The sequence below is a fragment of the Oceanicaulis alexandrii DSM 11625 genome, assembly GCF_000420265.1.
GTDB lineage: Bacteria > Pseudomonadota > Alphaproteobacteria > Caulobacterales > Maricaulaceae > Oceanicaulis > Oceanicaulis alexandrii.
Window position 1 is genome coordinate 1017805 of record NZ_ATUP01000001.1, and the last position, 18748, is coordinate 1036552.

Genomic DNA, 18748 nt, shown 5'->3' on the forward strand with positions numbered 1-18748 from the left:
GTGTGACAGGCTGAGAAAAGACGCAGATTGAGGCGAATTCAGGGAGGATTCTAGCCGGTTACGTAGCGCTGCACCTGATCGAGCATGGTCTTGGGCAAGCGCCTTGGTCGTCCCTGGAGATCAATGCAGGCGGCTTCCACATCCGCCGTGACCAGCACCTCGGCGGCGCACACGACACGCTGGCTGATGACCAGACGCGCGCCTTTGACGGTCTTGAACCGTGTCTCGATGGTCAGGGCGTCATCAATGCGGGCGGGCTTGAGATACTCGACCTGAATCTTGCGCACCGCAAAGCCGAGCGGCGGATCAAGTTTCAGAATCTCGGCATGGCTGACGCCCGCGCAGCGCAGCGCGTCGGTCCGTCCTCGCTCCAGGAATTTGAGATAGTTGGCGTAATAGACGACACCGGTGAAATCGGTGTCCTCGTAATAGACCCGGACAGGCAAATGGTGCGTCTTGTCATCCAGCCAGACGCCGGCATGGGGTTGGCTCATGGTGGCTATTCAAACGACTGGATATGAGTGACGTTGTTAAAATCAAAGACATTTCTCCAAGGGCCGGTTCCATCACTTGAGCCGACAGAGAAGATCGAGAACCCTAGCGCGCCATAGAGGCCGGAGCTGAGGAAATAGTCGCTATTCATGGAATGAGTGAACTCGATGCTCACGTCACACGAGCCGGGCATGACCTGCCAGGACCCGGTGTGAAACTCGCCACTCGAGTTGCAATCAGAGTGGGAAGGGAGCGAAGTCTGGATAGCACCCCTGCCGGGTTGAGAGGGGTCTGGAAAGAAAGTCATCCGCCCCACCCTCGGCGACGGATTCGGGCCTCCCGCTGCCGGCACAAAGCAGATGACCGAGATCACCACCGTACTGAAAGGCGGCGTGTAGGCGCTCTCATCGCAAGCAGATAGATCCTGAGATTGCGCCATGGCGGCGCCCGTCGCCGCAAGACTAACAATCAAGGCTGATGCTGTCTTGAGTATCATATTGTCACCCCTCGCCTATTCCGACCTTGATAAGCAAAACTAGTTTCCAAACAGATCATCATTCAAGTGTTGCGGCATGGTGAAGCCCAGATGCTCATAGGCGCGCTTGGCGGCCACACGCCCGCGCGGGGTGCGCATGATGAAGCCCTGCTGAATCAGGAAAGGCTCGACCACGTCCTCCAGCGCATCGCGCGCCTCGGCGCAGGCTGCGGCCAGCGTCTCAACGCCCGCAGGTCCGCCGCCAAAGCCCTCGATCAGGACGCGCAGATAGCGCCGGTCGAGACTGTCGAGCCCGACCGCGTCCACTTCAAGCCGCCGCAAGGCGCCGTCGGCGACCTTGGCGTCGATCTCCGGCGCGCCGTCTTCCTCGGCGAAATCACGCACCCGGCGCAGAAGCCGTCCAGCGACGCGGGGCGTGCCGCGGGCGCGCTTGGCGATCTCGATCGCGCCATCCTCGCTCATGGGCGCGCCCAGCTTGCGCGCGGCGCGGGCGACGATGCCCGACAATTCCTCAACCGAATAAAACTCAAGCCGCACCGGCACGCCGAAGCGGTCGCGCAGCGGCGTCGCCAGAAGGCCGGCGCGCGTGGTGGCGCCCACCAGGGTGAACGGCGGCAGATCGATGCGCACAGTACGCGCGCTCGGCCCCTCCCCGATCACCAGATCGAGGCAGAAATCCTCCATCGCCGGATAGAGGATCTCTTCGACGGCGGGCAACAGCCGGTGGATTTCGTCGATGAACAGGACGTCGCGTTCTTCAAGATTGGTCAGGATCGCCGCCAGATCGCCCGCCTTGGCGATGACCGGGCCTGATGTGGCGCGAAAGTTCACGCCCAGCTCTTTCGCCACGATCTGCGCCAAAGTGGTCTTGCCCAGGCCCGGCGGGCCGGACAACAGGACATGGTCCAGCGCTTCGCCGCGCCGCCCGGCCGCCTGGGTGAAGACTTTCAGGTTTGCGATGGCCGCAGGCTGGCCCACGAACTCGTCAAACGAGAGCGGACGCAACGCCTTGTCCCGGCCATCGCCGGGGTTCGCGTCTGCAGAGATGATGCGCTCGTCCGGCTCGCTCAACGCGCCAGCTCCTTCAGGGCCGATTTGATCACCAGCCCTTCGGTCGCATCATCGCCGAGCTGACGCAAGGCTTCCGCAGCGGCCTTGCGCGCATCGCTTTCCGCATAGCCCAGATTGACCAGCGCGGAGACGGCGCTTTCACGCATGACATTGTCCGTGCGAGACGACGTGGCGGCTGGCGTATCGGCGCCTGCAGGCGCCAGAGCGGCGGCGAGTCCGGCTGCGCCGGCGCCCAGGGACCGGCCGAGCGGCGGCGCCTTGTCTTTCAGTTCCGTGGCGATGCGTTGGGCGAGCTTTTTGCCGACGCCCTTGGCGCGTTCAAACGGCATGGGATCGCCCAGGATCGCCGAGCTTTCAATCTCGCCCACATCAATCGCATCGAGCATGGCGAGGGCGTGTTTCGCGCCGACCCCTTGCACTGATTGCAGACGGACGAACCAGGCGCGCTCTGAATCGCTCAAGAAACCGAAGAGTTTGAACTGATCCTCACGCACATGGGTCTCGATATGAAGCGACACGGGCTGTCCCGGCTCCAGCCGGGCGAGGGTGCGCGATCCGGCGCTGACCAGATATCCGACGCCATTGACGTCAATGACGGCTTCTTCCTCGCCGACACAGTCCACGACGCCCTTCAGCTTGCCAATCATGACGCCAGTCCTTTCATAGCGGTTCTGTGGTGAGCGTGGCAGACCGCGACCGCCAGCGCATCCGCCGCGTCCGCATCCGCCTTCGAGCCGGGCAGTAAAATCGCGATCATCGCCGCCACTTGCGCCTTTTCTGCGGAGCCGGTGCCCACGACCGACTTTTTCACGAGTTTGGGCGCGTATTCGCCCACCACCAGCCCGGCGCGCGCCGGCGCCAGCATGGCCGCAGCCCGGGCCTGGCCCAGCTTGAGCGCGCTGACGGCGCTGGCGTGAACGAACTGATCCTCAACGGCAGCTTCATGCGGCTTGAACTGCTCAACCAGCACTTCGATGGCGTTGTAGATCACGGTCAAACGCTCCGCCATCGGCGCCTTGGGCGGCGCTTTGATGACGCCATACTCCACCAGCGACAGGCGAGAGCCTGTCTGGTCGATCACCCCCCAGCCCGTGGCGTTCAGCCCCGGATCAATGCCCAATATGCGAATCGAAGCGCTCATCGCTCACACCATAAGGCGCCCAGAACAAAAGGCGACCATTGCATGCACGTTCATCCGTTCAGGTCGCGTTCAGTTTTCTCCAACCCATAATGCGTGTAAGGTTTTAGTCTATGGGGGAGACGGACATGAGTAAGAAACGCAAGCTCTCAAGGCGCTCTTTTCTGACGCAAGTCGCGGGCGGCGTCACAGTGATCGGCGCGGCGGGTCTGACCGGTTGCGCGACCGCCAGCGGTCAGGGTTACACCGGTCAAACGGATGCGGATTCCGGCCCCTATGCGGACGCTGTGGGATATGGACGCAATGGTCGGTATGGCGGCGGGCGCAACTGTACGGACGCCGATCAGGGCAATTATGCAGACCCCGCCAATCAGGGACGCAATTGCCGCGGCCAATCCGGTTACACCGATGCAGACCAGGGCCCGTACGCCGATCCGCCCGGACAGGGCCGAGGGGGCCAGCAAGGCGGGTATACTGATAGCGATCAGGGTCCGTACGCCGATCCGCCCGGACAGGGGCGTGGCGGCCAGCGCGGCGGCGGTCACACCGATAATGACCAGGGTCCGTATGCCGACCCGCCGGGTCAGGGCCGGGGCGGCCAGCGCAGTGGTCATACCGATAGCGATCAGGGCCCCTATGCGGACCCGCCCGGACAAGGGCGCGGCGGCCAGCGTGGCGGCGGTTACACCGATAACGATCAGGGCTCTTACGCGGATCCGGTCGGACAGGGTCGCGGCGGTCAGAGAGGCGGCCGGCGCGGCGGTCGTCAGTGTTCGGATTCTGATTCCGGCCCGTATGCCGATCCCGCCAATCAGGGCCGGCGCTGCTAAACGACATGACCCTATCTGATGTAACGCCGGGCGTGCTGGCCGAGTTGATCGCTCCGCATGCGGCTGAAGCCTTTTTCGAGACGGTGTTCGAGACCCGGGCGCTGCACGCGCCGGGCTCGGCGCCGGATCGGTTCACGCCCCTGATCAGCCTTGCGGCGATTGACGCCATGCTGGCCGAAGGTCTGTTTCGCGAAGGCGATCTGTCCATGGCGCGCGCCGAACCGCGCCTGCCTGACGGCGCCTGGTTGCGCGAGGATGGCCTGGTGGATCGCGGCGAGGTCGCCCGGCTCTATCAGCAAGGCGCGACGCTGATCCTGCCGCAATTGCAGGCGCGACACCGGCCTCTTGCGGATCTGTGCCGCCAGCTGGAGGCGGACTTTTCCTGCCCGGTGCAGACCAATATCTACCTGACGCCGCCCAATGCGCAGGGGTTTCAGACCCATTACGACAATCATGACGTTCTGGTCCTGCAGGTGGAGGGCCGCAAGCGCTGGCGGCTTTATGACGCCCCGGTGGGTACGCCCTATCGCGGCGAACGCTTCACCCCGGGCCGCTTCGCCCAGACCGAGCCTCGCAAAGAGCTGGTGCTGGAGCCGGGCGATGTCCTGTATGTGCCGCGCGGGCTGATGCACGACGCGGTCAATGAGGGCGATGATCAGGCCTCGCTTCACATCACAACGGGTCTGCTGGCGAAAACATGGGCGGACTTCCTGCTGGAAGCGGTGTCCGAAGCCGCCCTGCGCACACCCGCCCTGCGCCGGGCCTTGCCGCCGGGCTACGCCAGGGGCGCGGTCAGCCGCGAACATTTTGACGCGGCGTTTAAAAGCGCGCTGCGCGATGTGGGTCAAAATGCTGATCTTGATGCGGTGATCGGCCTGTTCACTGACACCGCCATCACCTCGCGCCCGGCGGACACGCGCGGCGCGCTGACCTTCGGCGCGCTTACCCCGGACACGCAACTCAAACGCCGGCCGCTGATCGCATTGGAGCTCGCCGAGGATGACGAGCACATCGCCCTGGTCGCCCCTGGCGGCGCGCTGACCTTTGACAGAGACGCCGAGGCCGGGCTTGAGCGCCTGCTCTCAGGCGCAACGATCAGCCTGTCTGATTTCAGCGCCATGGACGACGCCAAGGCTCGTGATGTGATGGAGCGCCTGATCGCGTACGGGGTGGCGGAGCGGGCCTGACCCGCCCCGCCCTCCCCGAGGCCACACGTTTAACGGTTATCAGGCTGGGCGCGGACCAGCTCCAATCCGCGGCGCGTGACCCGATAGGGTCCGCCCTTGCGGGAGGCGAGCGCGCGTTTGGCCTTGAGCTTTCTGAACAGGCGCGGCGTCACGCCGGGCATCTTCCAGCCTTCGCGCGTGATCAGCTCCACAGTCAAAATGCGGCCCGATGAAGTTTTGACGGCTGTAATGCAGCCGCCCTTGGCCAGCGCGTGCAACACGCGCTGTTCGTCTTTTGAGATATCCATTGGATCTGTCGGTCCCGAGGGTCCGCAGCCGGGCTGCAGACACAAGAAAACGGCGCTCGCCGGCATGCAGCGAACGGGCTCTTGAAGGCCGCCTCTCCCCCGCAAACCGCGAGGAGAGGCCCTATCGGGTCTCAGACAGAGTATTACGCATAAGCGGTCTGGATATCACAAAACACCCAGACCGCCTATGTCCTAAAGGTCACACGCGCTTGAGCGCCTGCTCCACCACCGCGTCGGCGGTGACGCCGAAATGCTCATAGAGCGCTTCAGCGGGCGCCGAGGCGCCAAAGCCCTCCATGCCCACAAAGCCGCCTTCCAGGCCGATCAGGCCGTCCCAGCCCCAGCGCAAGGCCGCTTCGACCGCCACGACGGGCAGTTTCGGATCAACCACGGAGGCGCGATAGCCTGCATCCTGCTTGAGGAAGGTTTCCAGCGACGGCGCGGAGACGACGCGCGCGCGAACGCCCTTGTCCTTGAGTTTGGCCTGCGCCTCGATGGCAAGGCTCAGCTCGGTGCCGGTGCCGATCAGGGTGACTTGCGCCTCGCCCTCCGCTTCGCGGATCACATAAGCGCCTTTGGCGGAGAGGTTCGTCGCGCCGTCGTCCTGGCGCGCATGGGGAACTTTCTGACGCGACAGCACCAGAACTGTCGGGCCGTCGGTGCGTTCGAGCGCGCATTTCCACGCTTCCGCCGCTTCCACCGCATCGCCGGGGCGGTACACCGCCACATTGGGCATGGACCGCAGCGCGGTCAGATGCTCGACCGGCTGGTGGGTCGGGCCGTCTTCGCCAAGACCGATGGAGTCGTGGGTGAAGACATAGATCACCGGCTGGTTCATCAACGCAGACAGGCGGATCGCGCCGCGGCAATAGTCAGAGAACACCAGGAAGGTGCCCGAATAGGGCCGCAAGCCGCCATGCAGCGCCATGCCGTTCATGGCCGCCGCCATGCCGAACTCGCGCACGCCATAGTGGACATAGGAGCCCGAGAAATCGTCCGGCGTGATCGAGGCCATGCCCGGCGCGTGGGTGTTGTTGGAGCCCGTCAGGTCGGCGGAACCGCCGATGAGGCCGGGGAAGGCCTGCCAGAAGGCTTCGATCGCCTTGCCGGACGACGCGCGGGTCGCCAGCGCCGGCTTGTCGCTGAGCGTTTTCTGGATGTGCGCGTCCAGCGCGTCCAAAGCGGCTTTCGGCGGTTCAGCCGCCAGTTGCGCGGTGAAGGCGGCGGCCTTGTCAGACGCCTTCAGGCGGGCGTCCCAGGCCTCGCGCGTCTGCGCTCCCAGCTCGGAGACAAAGCGCCAGCCGTCATAAATCTCGTCGGGGATCACGAAGGGCTCATGGCTCCAGCCCAGCGCTTCGCGTGCGCCCTTGATCTCCTCGGCGCCCAGCGGCGCGCCATGGCTGCCGGCGGTGCCCGCCTTGGTGGGCGCGCCAAAGCCGATCGTGGTCTTGCACGCGATCAGCACCGGCTTGTCAGACATCTTGGCGTCATTGAGCGCCTTGTCGACAGCCGCCGCGTCATGACCGTCCACTTCCATCGTGGTCCAGCCTGCGCTCTCAAAACGCTGGCGATGATCGACCGTGTCAGACAGCGCGGTGTCGCCATCGATCTGGATGGAATTGTCATCCCACAGCACCACCAGCTTGCTCAGCTTGAGATGGCCGGCGATAGAGATCGCTTCCTGGCTGACGCCTTCCTGAAGGTCGCCGTCAGAGGCGATCACCCAGGTGCGGTGATCCACCAGATCATCGCCGTAATGCGCGTTCATCATGCGCTCGCCCAGCGCCATGCCCACAGCCGTCGCCAGGCCCTGGCCCAGCGGGCCGGTGGTGGTCTCGATGCCCGGCGCATGACCGAATTCAGGGTGACCGGCGGTTTTCGAGCCCAGCTGACGGAAGTTTTTGAGCTCTTCCATCGTCATCTCTTCAACCCCGATCAGGTGCAGGATCGAATAGAGCAGCATGGAGCCATGACCCGCCGACAACACGAACCGGTCCCGGTCGGCCCATTGGGTGTCCTTGGGATCAAACTTGATATGCCGGGTCCACAAGACCGTCGCCACATCGGCCATGCCCATGGGCATGCCGGGGTGACCGGACTTGGCGGCTTCAACAGCGTCCATGGACAGGGCGCGAACCGCATTGGCGAGGGGCTGGATCCGGGCCGGATCAAGAGCGGGCTGGGTCATATCGCTGGCCTTTATCGTGTGCGGGTGCGAAGGGCGTATCGGCAAAGTGTTTACACAGCCCTGAGCATCATCAATCAAGGCCCAATCGGTGCGTCAGCTCACGCGCCGGGCCGTCAAACCCGGCCATGTCGCCGGAAAGGATGGAGCGGGCAAGGCTTTTGCCCAGCTCGACGCCCCATTGGTCAAACGGGTTGAGGCCGTAAATCACGGCTTCCACAAAGACTTTGTGCTCGTGCAGCGCGATCAGCGCGCCCAGGGTTTCTGGGTTCAGCCGGTCCATCACGAATGTGGCGCTGGCGCGCCCGCCCCGGATCGCCTTGTGCTTCGCCAGATCGCCTTCGCCCGTACGGCCATGAGTCAAAGCCGCGCCCTGAGCGGCGAGATTGGCGTTTAGCGCCCGAACGCGCTCATCCGTCCGGCCATGATCGGCGATGGCGATGAAATCAACCGGCGCTTCATCCAGCCCCTGATGCAGCCATTGAAACACGGAATGCTGCAGGTCTGATCCGCGTCCGCCCCAGACCAGGGGTCCGCTATGGCCCTCAGACAAGGGCTCGCCTTCCGCGTTCACGGACTTGCCCAGGCTTTCCATTTCCAGCTGCTGCAGATAGCTCGGCAGGCGCTCCAGGCGCGAGGAATAGGCCGCCACACAACGAGACGGCAGCCCCAGGCCCGCGCGATTGAACACGTCGATCAACGCTTTCGCCACGGGCATGTTGCGCGCGAGCGGCGTTGTCGCGACATGCTCGTCCATCGCTTGCGCGCCTTTGAGCAGGCGATCAAACACGTCAGAGCCCAGACCCGTCTCCAGCGCCAGCCCGGCGGCTGACCACAGCGAATAGCGCCCGCCCACGCCATCGAGAAAGGCGAAGATCCGTTCGTCATCCAGACCAAACGCCCTGGCCTTGTCAGGACAGGCGGTGGCGGCGGCGAAGCGGGCGCTGACGCCCGCCTCCCCCAGATGCTCGACGACCCAAGCGCGCGCCGCGCGCGCATTCATCAAGGTTTCCTGGGTGGTGAAGGATTTGGAGATCACCAGGATCAGCGTGGTCTCAGCATCAGCGCCTTCCAGCGCGTCATCAAGATCGGCCGGATCGAGATTGGAGACGAAATGCGTCTCGACGCCGTCGCGGCGGAACGCGCCAAGCGCGTCATAGACAAAGCGCGGTCCCAGATCGGACCCGCCAATGCCGATATTGACCACGCGCCGCACCGGATGTCCGTCCAGCGCATCGGGCCGCCCCATGAGGTCGGCGAAAGCGCGCGTCTTCTTGCGGGTGGCGATCATCGCCGCGGCGGCGTCCGACTCGCCCAACAGCGCAGGATTACGGCAGGCGGGGTGCAGGGCCGGGCGTTGTTCGGTGCCGTTCACGATCTCGCCCGCGAACAGGGCCGCCAGCCGTTCGTCGACGCCTAACATGTCAGCCCGCTCGACCAGCGCCCGCCAGGTCGGCAGGGTCAGCTTTTGTCGCCGCAAATCGAGATAAAGCCCCGCCGCCTCGAACTGCAGCGCGTCTGACCGCGCCTCGTCTGACAGAAGGCTCGCCATGTCGACGCTGGCTTGCGCCGCGGCGATCGCCTTCATCCCCGTCTCAGACGTCATCCTCATCCCCTTCGATCGGACGCTCCGCCGCCCAGATCAATACCGTCAGCCCGCCCTCAATGCCTTCGGGCTCAAGCGTCCGCAATGATTTCAGCGTGAGCCCGCTGGTCTGCAGCCAGGCTGTGACCTGAGCGGGCGGGAAGCCCAGCCAGCGGTGATGATGCTGGATGCGCAGGGTCTCGTGGTGATGCTCGGCGAAATCCACCACCAACAGCAAGCCGCCGGGCGCCAGCACTCGGGCGCATTCTGACAATGCGGCCTGGGGGTCTGGCAAGTAATGGAGCACCTGATGCAGGGTGACGAGATCGGCGGCGCCTTCATCCAGCGGCAGGGCTGACGCATCGGCCTGACGCACAAAGCGGGATGACAAGCCCGCTTCGGTCAGCTTGGCCCGCGCCACATGGAGCATCTCACGGCTCAGATCGACGCCCATGCCCTCATCGGCCTGATCAATGAAGAGCTCGAGAATACGCCCCGTCCCGGTGCCGACATCCACATGCTGCTTGAAGCGGCGGTCCTTGGCCAGATCCAGCATCGCAGCTTCCACCTCGGCGTCGGAAAAGTGCAAGGAGCGAATTTGAGACCACTCCTGGGCGGCGGCTTCGAAATACTTCGCAGCCTCTTCGGCGCGCAGACGCTTGAGCTCCTGCAGGCGCTGACGATCACGATGGACCTGAGGCTCGTTGGCTTCGGTGAATTCCTCCACCAGCGCGGCGAGACGGCTCACCGGCCCGGTGCGCATCAGGCGGTAAAACACCCAGCCGCCTTCGGGAAAGCGTTCGCACAGACCGGCGTCGGCCAGAAGTTTGAGATGGCGCGAAATACGCGGCTGGCTTTGTCCCAGCACCTGCATGATCTCGCTGACGGTGAGTTCGCCCTGCGCCAGCAAAGACACAATCCGCAGGCGTGTCGGCTCCGCAAGAGCCTTGAGCTTCGCCAACAGATCAGATTGCATGGTCTCTCCCACCCAGCGCCGAACCGCGCCTGTAGCCTATCCCCCACCGCTTAGCGGGAGAATGCCGAAAAGTCATCTTTTCGGCGCGGTTTAAGGCGCGGTCAGCTCAGGCGGAGTTGGTCGAAGACAGCCGGGATCGCTGTTTTGAACTTGAAAAACCCCTTGGTCGCATAGGGGAAGAAGGCCGCATCCCACGGACGTTGCATCTCGCACAGCGTGAGGTCGGCTTGCGCCAGCGCGGCTCGATACGCCGCCATCTGGTCCTGACCCGGCCCAACCGCCGGGCGCTGCGTCACAACCTGCTTTGCGCCCAGCGTCCGCGCCGTATCGATAGCAGCGTCAATGTCCGGGGCAGCTTGCGCGGTGCGCCCGAAATGAGCGCCCGCACGCTGCGCGCCGTCTATGAGGGCCTGCTGCGTAAAGCGCGCCGCGCACTCCCCCAACGCCAGCGCGCCCCGCGCTAAAGGTTCGGCCTGATAAACCACTGCACGCACGTCGAGCCTGTCCGCAGCCCAGCTTTCCGCATGCAAATCCTCTTCATGCAACCAGACCAGAGTGGGGGAGTCAGGGTCTGGCGCCTCCCCAGCCGCAAGCGTCTGCGGGGCCGGATGTTCAAGCGACGCATCAAGCGGCGGCGCCTCTTGCGCCAGCGCGCCTGCATCCGGCGAGAAGCGGCCCCCGGTATATTTTTCGATGTTGGAGGCGCGGGCCAGATAGGTCTTGCCCGCCGTCTGCAGGCCGCCCACCCAACGCCAGCTCAGCGTATTGGAGGCCGGGTCGCCATCGATCAGATGGCGCAGGAACAGATCCGCGCCCAGAACCCAGGGCAGCTCAAGCGTATAGATCCAGATCGAGGCAAACCACATCCGTGCATGATTGTGCAGATAGCCGGTCTGAATCAGCTCGCCCGCCCAGGCGTCAAAGCATTCAAGCCCTGTCAGACCGTCCCGGGCCGCTTCATACCGGCGGCGCAGAGCCTCGTCTTCGCCCAGCGCGTCCAGGGCTTGAGACAGCTCAGTCTTGTACTCTGACCAGCGCGACGGGCGCAGCTCCAGCCAGCCTTTCCAATAGGTCCGCCAGCAGACCTCCTGAATGAATTTCTCGGCGGCTTGAAGCCCATGAGCGTTCAATGCCGCCTGGGCCAGTTCAGGCTCCAGAACCAGCCTGTGGCGCACATGCGCGCTCAACACAGAGATGTTGGAGCGGTCTTCAGGACCGAAATCAAAATTGCGCTGCGTCGCATAGCGCCGCCCCATCATGGGCGTGAAGGCTTTCAGGCGCTCCAGGCCCGCCTGGCGGTCGGGCGTTGGCGGCACGGGTGGCGAAGCGAATAACTCTGTCTGGCTCATCGGGGCGGAGCTAGACCGGGATCTGCGTCAGGAAAGTCCGGCGCTCTCCAGATTGCTGTTGAGATGCGCCCTGCGCGTGGTGGTGAAGAGCGCGCTGACCACGCCCGGCCGACCGAGCGCCAGCTTGAGCCCGTCCGGAACCGCGATTCGCCCGCGCCCGGCGCCTTTTGCGCGCACTCTCTTGGCGAGCGGATAGAGGTCCGCCAGTGAACGCGGCGCCCGCAATCTGGGAGGCGCATCACCGGCGGTTTCAATCGCCATGATGGGAAGCCCCGCCTGCGCAGCCCGGTCGAGCGCCGCCGTCTCCGCGCTGTCCAGAAAAGGGTGAATCGGGGTCATGAGGACCTCAAACCATCCTGCATCCAGCGCCCAGTCGAGCGCTGGACCGCGTACCGCTGCGCCCAAAGACCGAAACGCGCCGGCCTGCTTGAGCGCCCGCAAACGCGCCAGCAAAGCCGCATCCAGCTCATGGGGCGCCGCGCCATGCAGGAAGAGGATGTCGACCCCCTCAACACCTAATCGGCCCAACGAGGCGCGCACGCTGGCCTCAACGCCATCGGGCGACAGATCGCGCCGCCGCCCGGCAAGGCCATGGCTGGTCAGTCCCGCCTTGGTGCAGACGACAAGGTCCGAGCGATCCAGCGCTTTCAGAGCGACACCCAAACGCCGCTCGGCCTCGCCAGCCCCATAAGAGGGCGCGGTGTCAAACATTCGCACGCCGCCCTCCACCGCCGCCTTGATCAGCGCCAGCGTCTCTGAGGCTGGAACAAGGGGCGTGCCATGGGCGCCGGAGACGCCAAAGCCGAGAGCGGAAAACTTCATCATTCCCACAGGCTAAGCCGTCCCACCCCAAACCGCCATGTGCAGATTCCGCGCCTCGCCCAATCGGTGCAACTTGACAACCTTACAGTTCAGAACAGCTAATCACAGTGTGCGAACAATAAATAATGCGCACCGATACACGCTCTGGGGAGGAGCTTTATGTTTAAACAAATGCTGGGGGCCTCATTGGCCGCCCTGTCTTTCGCGTCTGCGCCAGCACTTGCGCAATCGTGGGACTTCACCGCCGGCAAGTCTTACGTCTTTGGCGATAGCCTGTCTGACACCGGCAATGTGTTTTTGGCGGCAGGCGCTGGCGGCCCGCCGGTCTATTTCAACGGCCGCTTTTCCAACGGACCGGTCTGGCATGAATATCTGACCGGGCAGACGCTGGCGCTGTCGCCCTTCCTGACCGGCGTACTCGGCGACGCCTCAAACGGCATCAATTTCGCCCATGGCGGCGCGCGCACCGCCGGCTTCGCCAGCACACCCGGCGGTCCGATCCTGCCCGGCTCCATCGAGCAAGCACAGTTCTTCGCCGCCGGCGTCGCCAGCGGGCAGATCGCGGCGCCAAACAGCTCGGACATCTTCTCCATCTGGATCGGCGGCAACAACTTCCTTGCGGCGCTGAGCGGCGGATCACTGGATATCAATCAGGGCGTGGCCGACATCCAGCAAACCCTGTCAACGCTGGCGGACGCTGGCGCCCGGCGCTTTGTGCTGTTCGGCGTGCCGCCCATCGGATCATCCGTGGAAGCGCCCGCCCCCTTTGACGCCCAGTTCGATCAGGCTGCGGCGCAGTTCAATATCGGGTTGCGCGGCGTGGACGCCGCGATCAGCGCGCAATACGGCGCAGATGTGCTCTACATCAATGTCGAAGACCTGCTTCTCGACGTCTACGCCAATTCGTCGCTTTACGGCTTCAGCGAAACGTCCACCGATTGCGTCAGCCAGGGCTTGCTGCTCGACGCCTGCCCGTCGGACTGGAGCGATTATGACGGCATCCATCCGACCACGCAGTCTCACGCCGTGCTGGCCGCTTTCGTCGTCGCCAGCGGCGCGAACGCGGATTATGCCGGGCAAAGCGCCGGCGGCCTGACCGAGCACGCCTATCAGATCGGCCGCCATTTGATCGTGGACGCGCTCGACGACGCAGGACGCGCCAAATCAGAGACCGGCGGCTATATCACCGGCGGCTGGCTGGACGGGTCCGTAGACGCCAGCGCAAGCGCAGCTGGTGTTGATTATGACGGCTGGTCCGCCTCTGCGGGCTTCACCGCCAATCTCGACAACGGCTTCTTCGCCGGCGCGCGCGCCAGCTTCGCCGACACCAGCAGCACCATTAGCGGCGTTCTGCCCGCCTCTGGCGATGCAGAGACTTTCGCCGTCGCCGTGCATGGCGGCTGGTCGACGGGCGCGTTTTACCTGATGGGCGGCGCGGGTCTGGGCCGCACCGACATGGACACCGTGAGGGCCACCGGGTTCGCTCCCCGCAACACGGTGACCGGCCAGCTGGTCGTGGATCACAGCTTCACGGCGCTTGAAGCCGGGCTGGACTTCGCTGCGTCCGAATCGTTTGCGCTGACGCCCTATCTGCGAGCGGTGTTCACCGATTACGACCTCGCAGCCAATGTCGAGCAAGGCGTGCTTCTGAACGGCCGCGTCCAGGCGCTTGATTTCAGCAGCACGCTTTATGAAGCCGGCGTCCGCGCCAGCTGGCAGGTGTCTGAAGCAGGCAAACTGCAAGCGGGCCTCGCGTATGAGAGCGAAGATGACGCCGAGCGAACGGTCGGCGTTCTCTTGAACGACATCGACCTGTCCACGGCCCGGATTGGCGGGAATGAAGATGGGCTGCTGCGCGCCCAGCTGGGCTATGAGGCCCAGATTCGCGACCGGTTGAGCGTCGCCCTGACGGCTGCGGGTCGTTCTGGCGACGGCACGGAAAGCCTGCAGGCGCGCCTGCAGGTGCGTCTGGGCTTCTAAAGCCGATGAGCCCCGGCCTCTTTAAGGGGTCGGGGCCTCAGCCCAGCCTGGCGTCCACCAGCTTGATCGCCTCGCGCACAGCCTCGTCCACCGACATGTCAGACGTGTCGAGTTCGATCGCGTCATCGGCCTTGATCATCGGGGCGTCCGCGCGGCTGGCGTCGCGCGCGTCGCGCTGGCGCAGCTGGCCCAGCACCTGCTCGAAACTGATCTCCTCGCCGCGATTGACGAGCTCCGCCCGGCGCCGCCAGGCGCGCGATTCTTCATCTGCGGTGACGAACAGCTTCACATCCGCATTCGGGCAGATCACCGTGCCGATATCGCGTCCATCCAGCACAGCCCCGCCGTCCTGGGCGGCGAAAGCGCGCTGGACATCCAGAAGCGCCGCTCGCACCCGCGGATGAGCCGACACCACGCTGGCGGCCACGCCGGCGCCGGCGGTGCGGATCTTGGATTCGTCGATGGCGGCGACATCAAGTTCCCGCGCGACTCGCTCGGCTTCATCCGCATTTTCCGGCGGCAAACCTTGCTCGAGCATTGAAACCGCCACAGCGCGATAGAGCGCGCCCGTGTCCAGATGCGGCACGCCGAAACGCGCCCCGAGCGCCCGCGCAATGGTCCCCTTGCCAGAAGCGAGCGGACCATCCACGGCGATGACGATGGGGCGCGACTGACCCGCCATTATTCGAGGTTCGCCATGTCTTCGTCGGAAATATCGAAGTTCGCGAACACGGTGCTCACATCATCAAGGTCTTCAAGCGCTTCCATGAGTTTCATCACAGTCGCCACCTTGTCGCCGGTCACCTCGATCAGGTTTTGCGGCTTCCAGATGATGTTGGCGGACTTGGCGTCGCCAAAGCGCTCTTGGAGGTTCGAGCTGACCTCGGCCAGGTCTTCCCGGGCGCAATAGATCACATGCTCGGGCGCCGGCTCGCCGTCATCATCGAGCAGGTCTTCCTGCACCACGTCTTCAGCGCCGGCTTCAATGGCGGCTTCAAACATGGCTTCTTCATCAGCGACCGAAAGCGGGAAGCGGATCTCGCCCACCTGATCGAACATGAAGCTGACAGATCCGGTTTCACCCAGATTGCCGCCATTCTTGGAAAAGGCGGCGCGCACTTCTCCCGCTGCGCGGTTCTTGTTGTCAGTGGAGGCTTCCACGATCAGGCCGATGCCGGCGGGACCGAAGCCCTCATAGCGGATCTCGAAATACTCTTCGACATCGCCGCCCGCCGCTTTCTTGATCGCGCGTTCGATATTGTCCTTGGGCATGGACTGGCCCTTGGCGTTCTGAATCGCCAGACGCAGGCGCGGGTTCATGTCCGGGTCCGGTCCGCCCATTTTCACGGCGACCATGACTTCCTTGGACAAACGCGAGAACAATTTAGCGCGAGCTTTATCCTGGCGACCCTTGCGGTGCTGGATATTGGCCCATTTTGAGTGGCCGGCCATGGTCGAAACCTCCGGAAGGCAAATGGCGAGCTGCCAAGCGCGGCAGCATGAATTCTTGAAGCGGGCCTTCTACCCTATTGAGACCGCTTCGGCCAAGACCTTGAGCGCTCACCGCGCGCACTGGTCTTCAGCGGCGGGCCATGGCATTGAACAAGCCAGTCCGCTTTGCTGTTCTTTATAGGCGCCTCATGTCTGTTATCGCCGTTATTCCCGCCCGTTACGGCTCCACGCGTTTTCCGGGCAAACCGCTTCATGAAATCGCTGGCGTGCCCATGGTCGAGCGCGTGCGCCGACTGGCCGCAGCCGCGCCCGCAATCGACCGCGTGATCGTCGCCACCGACGATGCGCGAATCCTTGAGGCCGTGAAGGCTTTCGGCGGCGAAGCCGTGATGACCCCGGAAAGCTGCCGGAACGGCACCGAGCGCGCCTTTGAAGCCGTGCGCGACTTCGCCCAGCCCAACGATGTCATCGTCAACCTTCAAGGCGATGCGCCCCTGACCCCACCCTGGGTCGTAGACGCCGCCGCCGCCGCGATGAAGGCGGACCCGACCCTGCGGCTCGCCACGCCTGCAGTTGCGCTGAGTGAAGACGCACTGGATAAGCTGAGTGAAGCCAAACGCCGCGGCGAAGTCGGCGGCACCACGGTCGTATTCGACAAGACCCTGAATGCGCTTTATTTTTCCAAGGCCATCATTCCATTCAAACGAGAACAGACAGGCCTGCCGATCTATAAGCACATCGGGCTGTACGCCTATCGCTTCGACACCTTGTCCAAGCTGGTGGCGCTGGAGCCGAGTCCGTTGGAGTTGGCCGAAAGCCTGGAGCAATTGCGGGCGCTGGAAAACGGCATCCCGATCCGGATCGTGCTGACCGATTATCGCGGCCGAACGCCGTATTCTGTGGACTCGCCGCGGGACGCCGTCGTCGCGGCGGACATCATCGCTCGCGAAGGGGAGATTATCTAAATGCTGCTGATCCTGGCGCGCCATGGCAATACATTCGGCCCGGACGACACGCCTGTCTGGGTCGGAGCGAACGAAGACCTTCCCCTCGTTGAAAAAGGCCTCGAGCAATCACGCGCCATGGGTGAAGCCCTGCGCACGCTCAATCAACTGCCCGACCGGATCATCGCCGGACCGCTCAAGCGCACCCGCACCGGCGCCCGGCTGGTCGGCGAGATTTGCGGGTTCACCGGCGAGGTCGAGATCGATGACCGCTTGCGCGAGATCGATTACGGCGTCTGGGGCGGCAAGACTGACGCAGAAATCGCCGAAAGCTGGGGGGAAAGCGCCATCACCGACTGGCGTGAGCGCTCTATTCCGCCCAATGGCGCAGGCTGGAGCCCCACTGTGGAAACCCTCAAGGCCAACGCCCGCAGCGTACTGGATTCAGTGACGCGCGATCGCAATGATGACACGGTTGTCTTCGTCCTGACGTCCAACGGGATACTGCGATATTTCCATGCACTTCTGGCCAAGGATTCCGCCCCGAGCGAAGAGGCCAAGGTCAAAACCGGCCATATGGGCGCTGTGCGCGTGACCGCTGACGGACGCGAGTTGCTAGCGTGGAACCTGTCGCCAGAAGACTTCGTAAAGGCTCTGCATCCGTGACGACTCGATGGCGTCTCTCCTCGGTCACCCTCGGGGTGCTGTTGACGCTGAGCGCCGTCTTTATCGCCGCGGGCGGCCTGGGGCTCGCCACATCCATGGCGCTGATCGGCTTCATCTTCACGCCGGTCATTTTCGTGTCCGGCTGGCGGTCATTCAAGAGTGCGCCGACTCTGGCGTTTCTTGGCGTACTGAGCGTGGCCTGGCTATGCGCCTCACATCTATGGTCGCCGTATGAGCGGGCCGACCAGGCTTACAAGCTCGCGCTTCTGATCCCGTTATTCGTCATGGGCGCATATATTGCGTGCCGCCTGACCGATGAAGAAGCCGGACGGCAAGCCAAGCTACTCAGCGTCTTGTCACTTCTCGCGGGGGGCTATTTTCTCATTGAAGCGTTGACGGGCGGCCTGATCGGCGGCTGGATCGAGCTTGAGCTGGAAGACTCAAACTATCCCGCAGAAGCCATTCGCAACGCCAAGGTCACGCTGTCACGCGGCGCCACCGCCTTCATGATGGTGGCGGGTCCTGTCGCCTTGTATATGTGGCGTCGAGAGGGCGCCTGGCGGCGCGGGCTGGCCCTGACGCTTCTGGCCATGGCCGCGTTCGCGTCAGCCAGTTTTGATGTCGAAGCCAACATCCTGGCTCTTGTCTTCGGCCTGCTCGCCGCCGCCGCGACCCAGCTCGCCTCGCGTACAGCCTTGCAAGTCATATTGCTGGGCGCTGGCGTCTGGGTGTTGGGCGCGCCCTTGTTCATGGGCATCGGGCTGGCCTTGCTGCCTGAAAGCGTAGAGCAAGGCCTGCCAGTGTCCTGGGCCTGGCGGCTGGAAATCTGGAAAGCGGTGCTGGAGCAAATCCGACAAGCGCCGCTGATCGGACACGGGCTTGACAGCATGCGGGTCATGGCGGATCCCGTTCCTTACCGGGACATCATCATCGACCGCTTGCCGCTCCACGCGCACAACGCCGGTCTGCACATCTGGATGGATGCAGGCGCGATCGGCGCCTTGCTCTGCGCCGCCACGCTGTTCGCCGGAGCCCGCGCTGTTGGCCGCGCCCCTTTGAACACGGATCAGATCGCGGGCCTGGCTTATGTGGGCGGCATCTGGCTGGTCACCGTCATGCTGGGCTATGGCGTTTATCAGGAATGGCATCACGCCGCGCTCGCCTTGGGTGTTTTCGCAGCGTTCCTGAACAGGACAGACGCTCCTGATTAACGCGTCCCAGCGCGGCGCCATTCTTGCTCCTCACACTCAAAGCCGCCAGCAGAGCGGCGCCAGTGGATCGAGGAGAG

At 64.1% G+C, this 18748-nt stretch carries 19 protein-coding genes; 6 read left to right on the forward strand and 13 right to left on the reverse strand.

Translation table 11 applies throughout. The features are described from left to right. Nucleotides 1-50: 50 nt before the first annotated feature. The 5 genes from ybgC to ruvC are packed head-to-tail and all read right to left on the reverse strand — an operon-like array spanning nt 51 to nt 3200. Nucleotides 51-494 carry a tol-pal system-associated acyl-CoA thioesterase gene (gene ybgC, locus G405_RS0104970; protein ID WP_022700403.1) on the reverse strand — a complete coding sequence of 148 codons (444 nt, stop codon included), beginning with the start codon at nt 492-494 and terminating at the stop codon, nt 51-53. 5 nt (nt 495-499) lie between these two features. Then, the gene (locus G405_RS0104975) at nt 500-988 is read right to left on the reverse strand and encodes a hypothetical protein (RefSeq protein ID WP_022700404.1); all 489 of its coding nucleotides are present in this window, start codon (nt 986-988) and stop codon (nt 500-502) included. Between the two features lie 39 nt (nt 989-1027). Then, entirely contained in the window at nt 1028-2059 is a 1032-nt protein-coding gene (gene ruvB, locus G405_RS0104980) for a Holliday junction branch migration DNA helicase RuvB (RefSeq protein WP_022700405.1), read from the reverse strand. Further along, nucleotides 2056-2706, reverse strand: a complete 651-nt coding sequence (gene ruvA, locus G405_RS0104985; protein WP_022700406.1) for a Holliday junction branch migration protein RuvA — start codon at nt 2704-2706, stop codon at nt 2056-2058. Before ruvA ends, ruvB begins: the two co-directional genes overlap by 4 nt. Beyond that, on the reverse strand, nt 2703-3200 hold the full coding sequence (gene ruvC, locus G405_RS0104990; protein WP_022700407.1) for a crossover junction endodeoxyribonuclease RuvC: 498 nt from the start codon (nt 3198-3200) through the stop codon (nt 2703-2705). Before ruvC ends, ruvA begins: the two co-directional genes overlap by 4 nt. Nucleotides 3201-3325: 125 nt before the next feature. Here ruvC and G405_RS0104995 point away from each other — a divergent pair, with 125 nt between their 5' ends. Both G405_RS0104995 and G405_RS16385 read left to right on the forward strand, forming a co-directional pair. Continuing rightward, the gene (locus G405_RS0104995; protein WP_028284546.1) at nt 3326-4027 is read left to right on the forward strand and encodes a hypothetical protein; all 702 of its coding nucleotides are present in this window, start codon (nt 3326-3328) and stop codon (nt 4025-4027) included. 5 nt (nt 4028-4032) lie between these two features. Next, a complete protein-coding gene (locus G405_RS16385; protein WP_022700410.1) occupies nt 4033-5214 on the forward strand; it encodes a cupin domain-containing protein in 1182 nt (393 codons plus the stop codon). Between the two features lie 29 nt (nt 5215-5243). Here the strand turns inward: G405_RS16385 and G405_RS0105005 are convergent, their stop codons facing one another. The 6 genes from G405_RS0105005 to G405_RS16390 form a co-directional block, all read right to left on the reverse strand. Next, nucleotides 5244-5501, reverse strand: a complete 258-nt coding sequence (locus G405_RS0105005; protein ID WP_022700411.1) for a YjhX family toxin — start codon at nt 5499-5501, stop codon at nt 5244-5246. A gap of 199 nt (nt 5502-5700) precedes the next feature. Continuing rightward, nucleotides 5701-7689: a transketolase gene (gene tkt, locus G405_RS0105010; protein ID WP_022700412.1), complete on the reverse strand. Its 1989-nt coding sequence runs from the start codon at nt 7687-7689 to the stop codon at nt 5701-5703. A 70-nt stretch (nt 7690-7759) separates the two neighbouring features. After that, nucleotides 7760-9292: a glucose-6-phosphate isomerase gene (gene pgi, locus G405_RS0105015; RefSeq protein WP_022700413.1), complete on the reverse strand. Its 1533-nt coding sequence runs from the start codon at nt 9290-9292 to the stop codon at nt 7760-7762. After that, nucleotides 9282-10247 (reverse strand): ArsR/SmtB family transcription factor, encoded by a 966-nt coding sequence (locus G405_RS0105020; protein WP_022700414.1) that lies wholly within the window; start codon nt 10245-10247, stop codon nt 9282-9284. The genes pgi and G405_RS0105020 overlap by 11 nt, the downstream gene beginning before the upstream one ends. A gap of 101 nt (nt 10248-10348) precedes the next feature. Beyond that, nucleotides 10349-11596, reverse strand: coding sequence for an FAD-binding domain-containing protein (locus G405_RS0105025; RefSeq protein ID WP_051143334.1), 1248 nt, complete (start codon nt 11594-11596; stop codon nt 10349-10351). A 27-nt stretch (nt 11597-11623) separates the two neighbouring features. Continuing rightward, nucleotides 11624-12418 carry an aldo/keto reductase gene (locus tag G405_RS16390; RefSeq protein ID WP_169447495.1) on the reverse strand — a complete coding sequence of 265 codons (795 nt, stop codon included), beginning with the start codon at nt 12416-12418 and terminating at the stop codon, nt 11624-11626. Nucleotides 12419-12577: 159 nt separating this feature from the next. On the opposite strand from G405_RS16390, the gene G405_RS0105035 reads away from it, so the two are divergent. Beyond that, nucleotides 12578-14398 (forward strand): autotransporter domain-containing protein, encoded by a 1821-nt coding sequence (locus G405_RS0105035; protein WP_084683411.1) that lies wholly within the window; start codon nt 12578-12580, stop codon nt 14396-14398. Between the two features lie 37 nt (nt 14399-14435). Here the strand turns inward: G405_RS0105035 and cmk are convergent, their stop codons facing one another. Next, nucleotides 14436-15080 carry a (d)CMP kinase gene (gene cmk / locus G405_RS0105040; RefSeq protein ID WP_022700418.1) on the reverse strand — a complete coding sequence of 215 codons (645 nt, stop codon included), beginning with the start codon at nt 15078-15080 and terminating at the stop codon, nt 14436-14438. Next, complete coding sequence (locus tag G405_RS0105045) at nt 15080-15850, reverse strand: YebC/PmpR family DNA-binding transcriptional regulator (protein WP_022700419.1); 771 nt, start codon at nt 15848-15850, stop codon at nt 15080-15082. The genes cmk and G405_RS0105045 overlap by 1 nt, the downstream gene beginning before the upstream one ends. A gap of 188 nt (nt 15851-16038) precedes the next feature. Here G405_RS0105045 and kdsB point away from each other — a divergent pair, with 188 nt between their 5' ends. From kdsB to G405_RS0105060, 3 genes are read left to right on the forward strand one after another with little or no spacing between them, the layout of a single operon-like run. Then, nucleotides 16039-16815, forward strand: a complete 777-nt coding sequence (gene kdsB, locus G405_RS0105050) for a 3-deoxy-manno-octulosonate cytidylyltransferase (protein WP_022700420.1) — start codon at nt 16039-16041, stop codon at nt 16813-16815. After that, nucleotides 16816-17460: a histidine phosphatase family protein gene (locus G405_RS0105055; protein ID WP_022700421.1), complete on the forward strand. Its 645-nt coding sequence runs from the start codon at nt 16816-16818 to the stop codon at nt 17458-17460. Beyond that, a complete protein-coding gene (locus G405_RS0105060; protein ID WP_156861368.1) occupies nt 17457-18671 on the forward strand; it encodes an O-antigen ligase family protein in 1215 nt (404 codons plus the stop codon). The genes G405_RS0105055 and G405_RS0105060 overlap by 4 nt, the downstream gene beginning before the upstream one ends. Nucleotides 18672-18748: the final 77 nt, after the last annotated feature.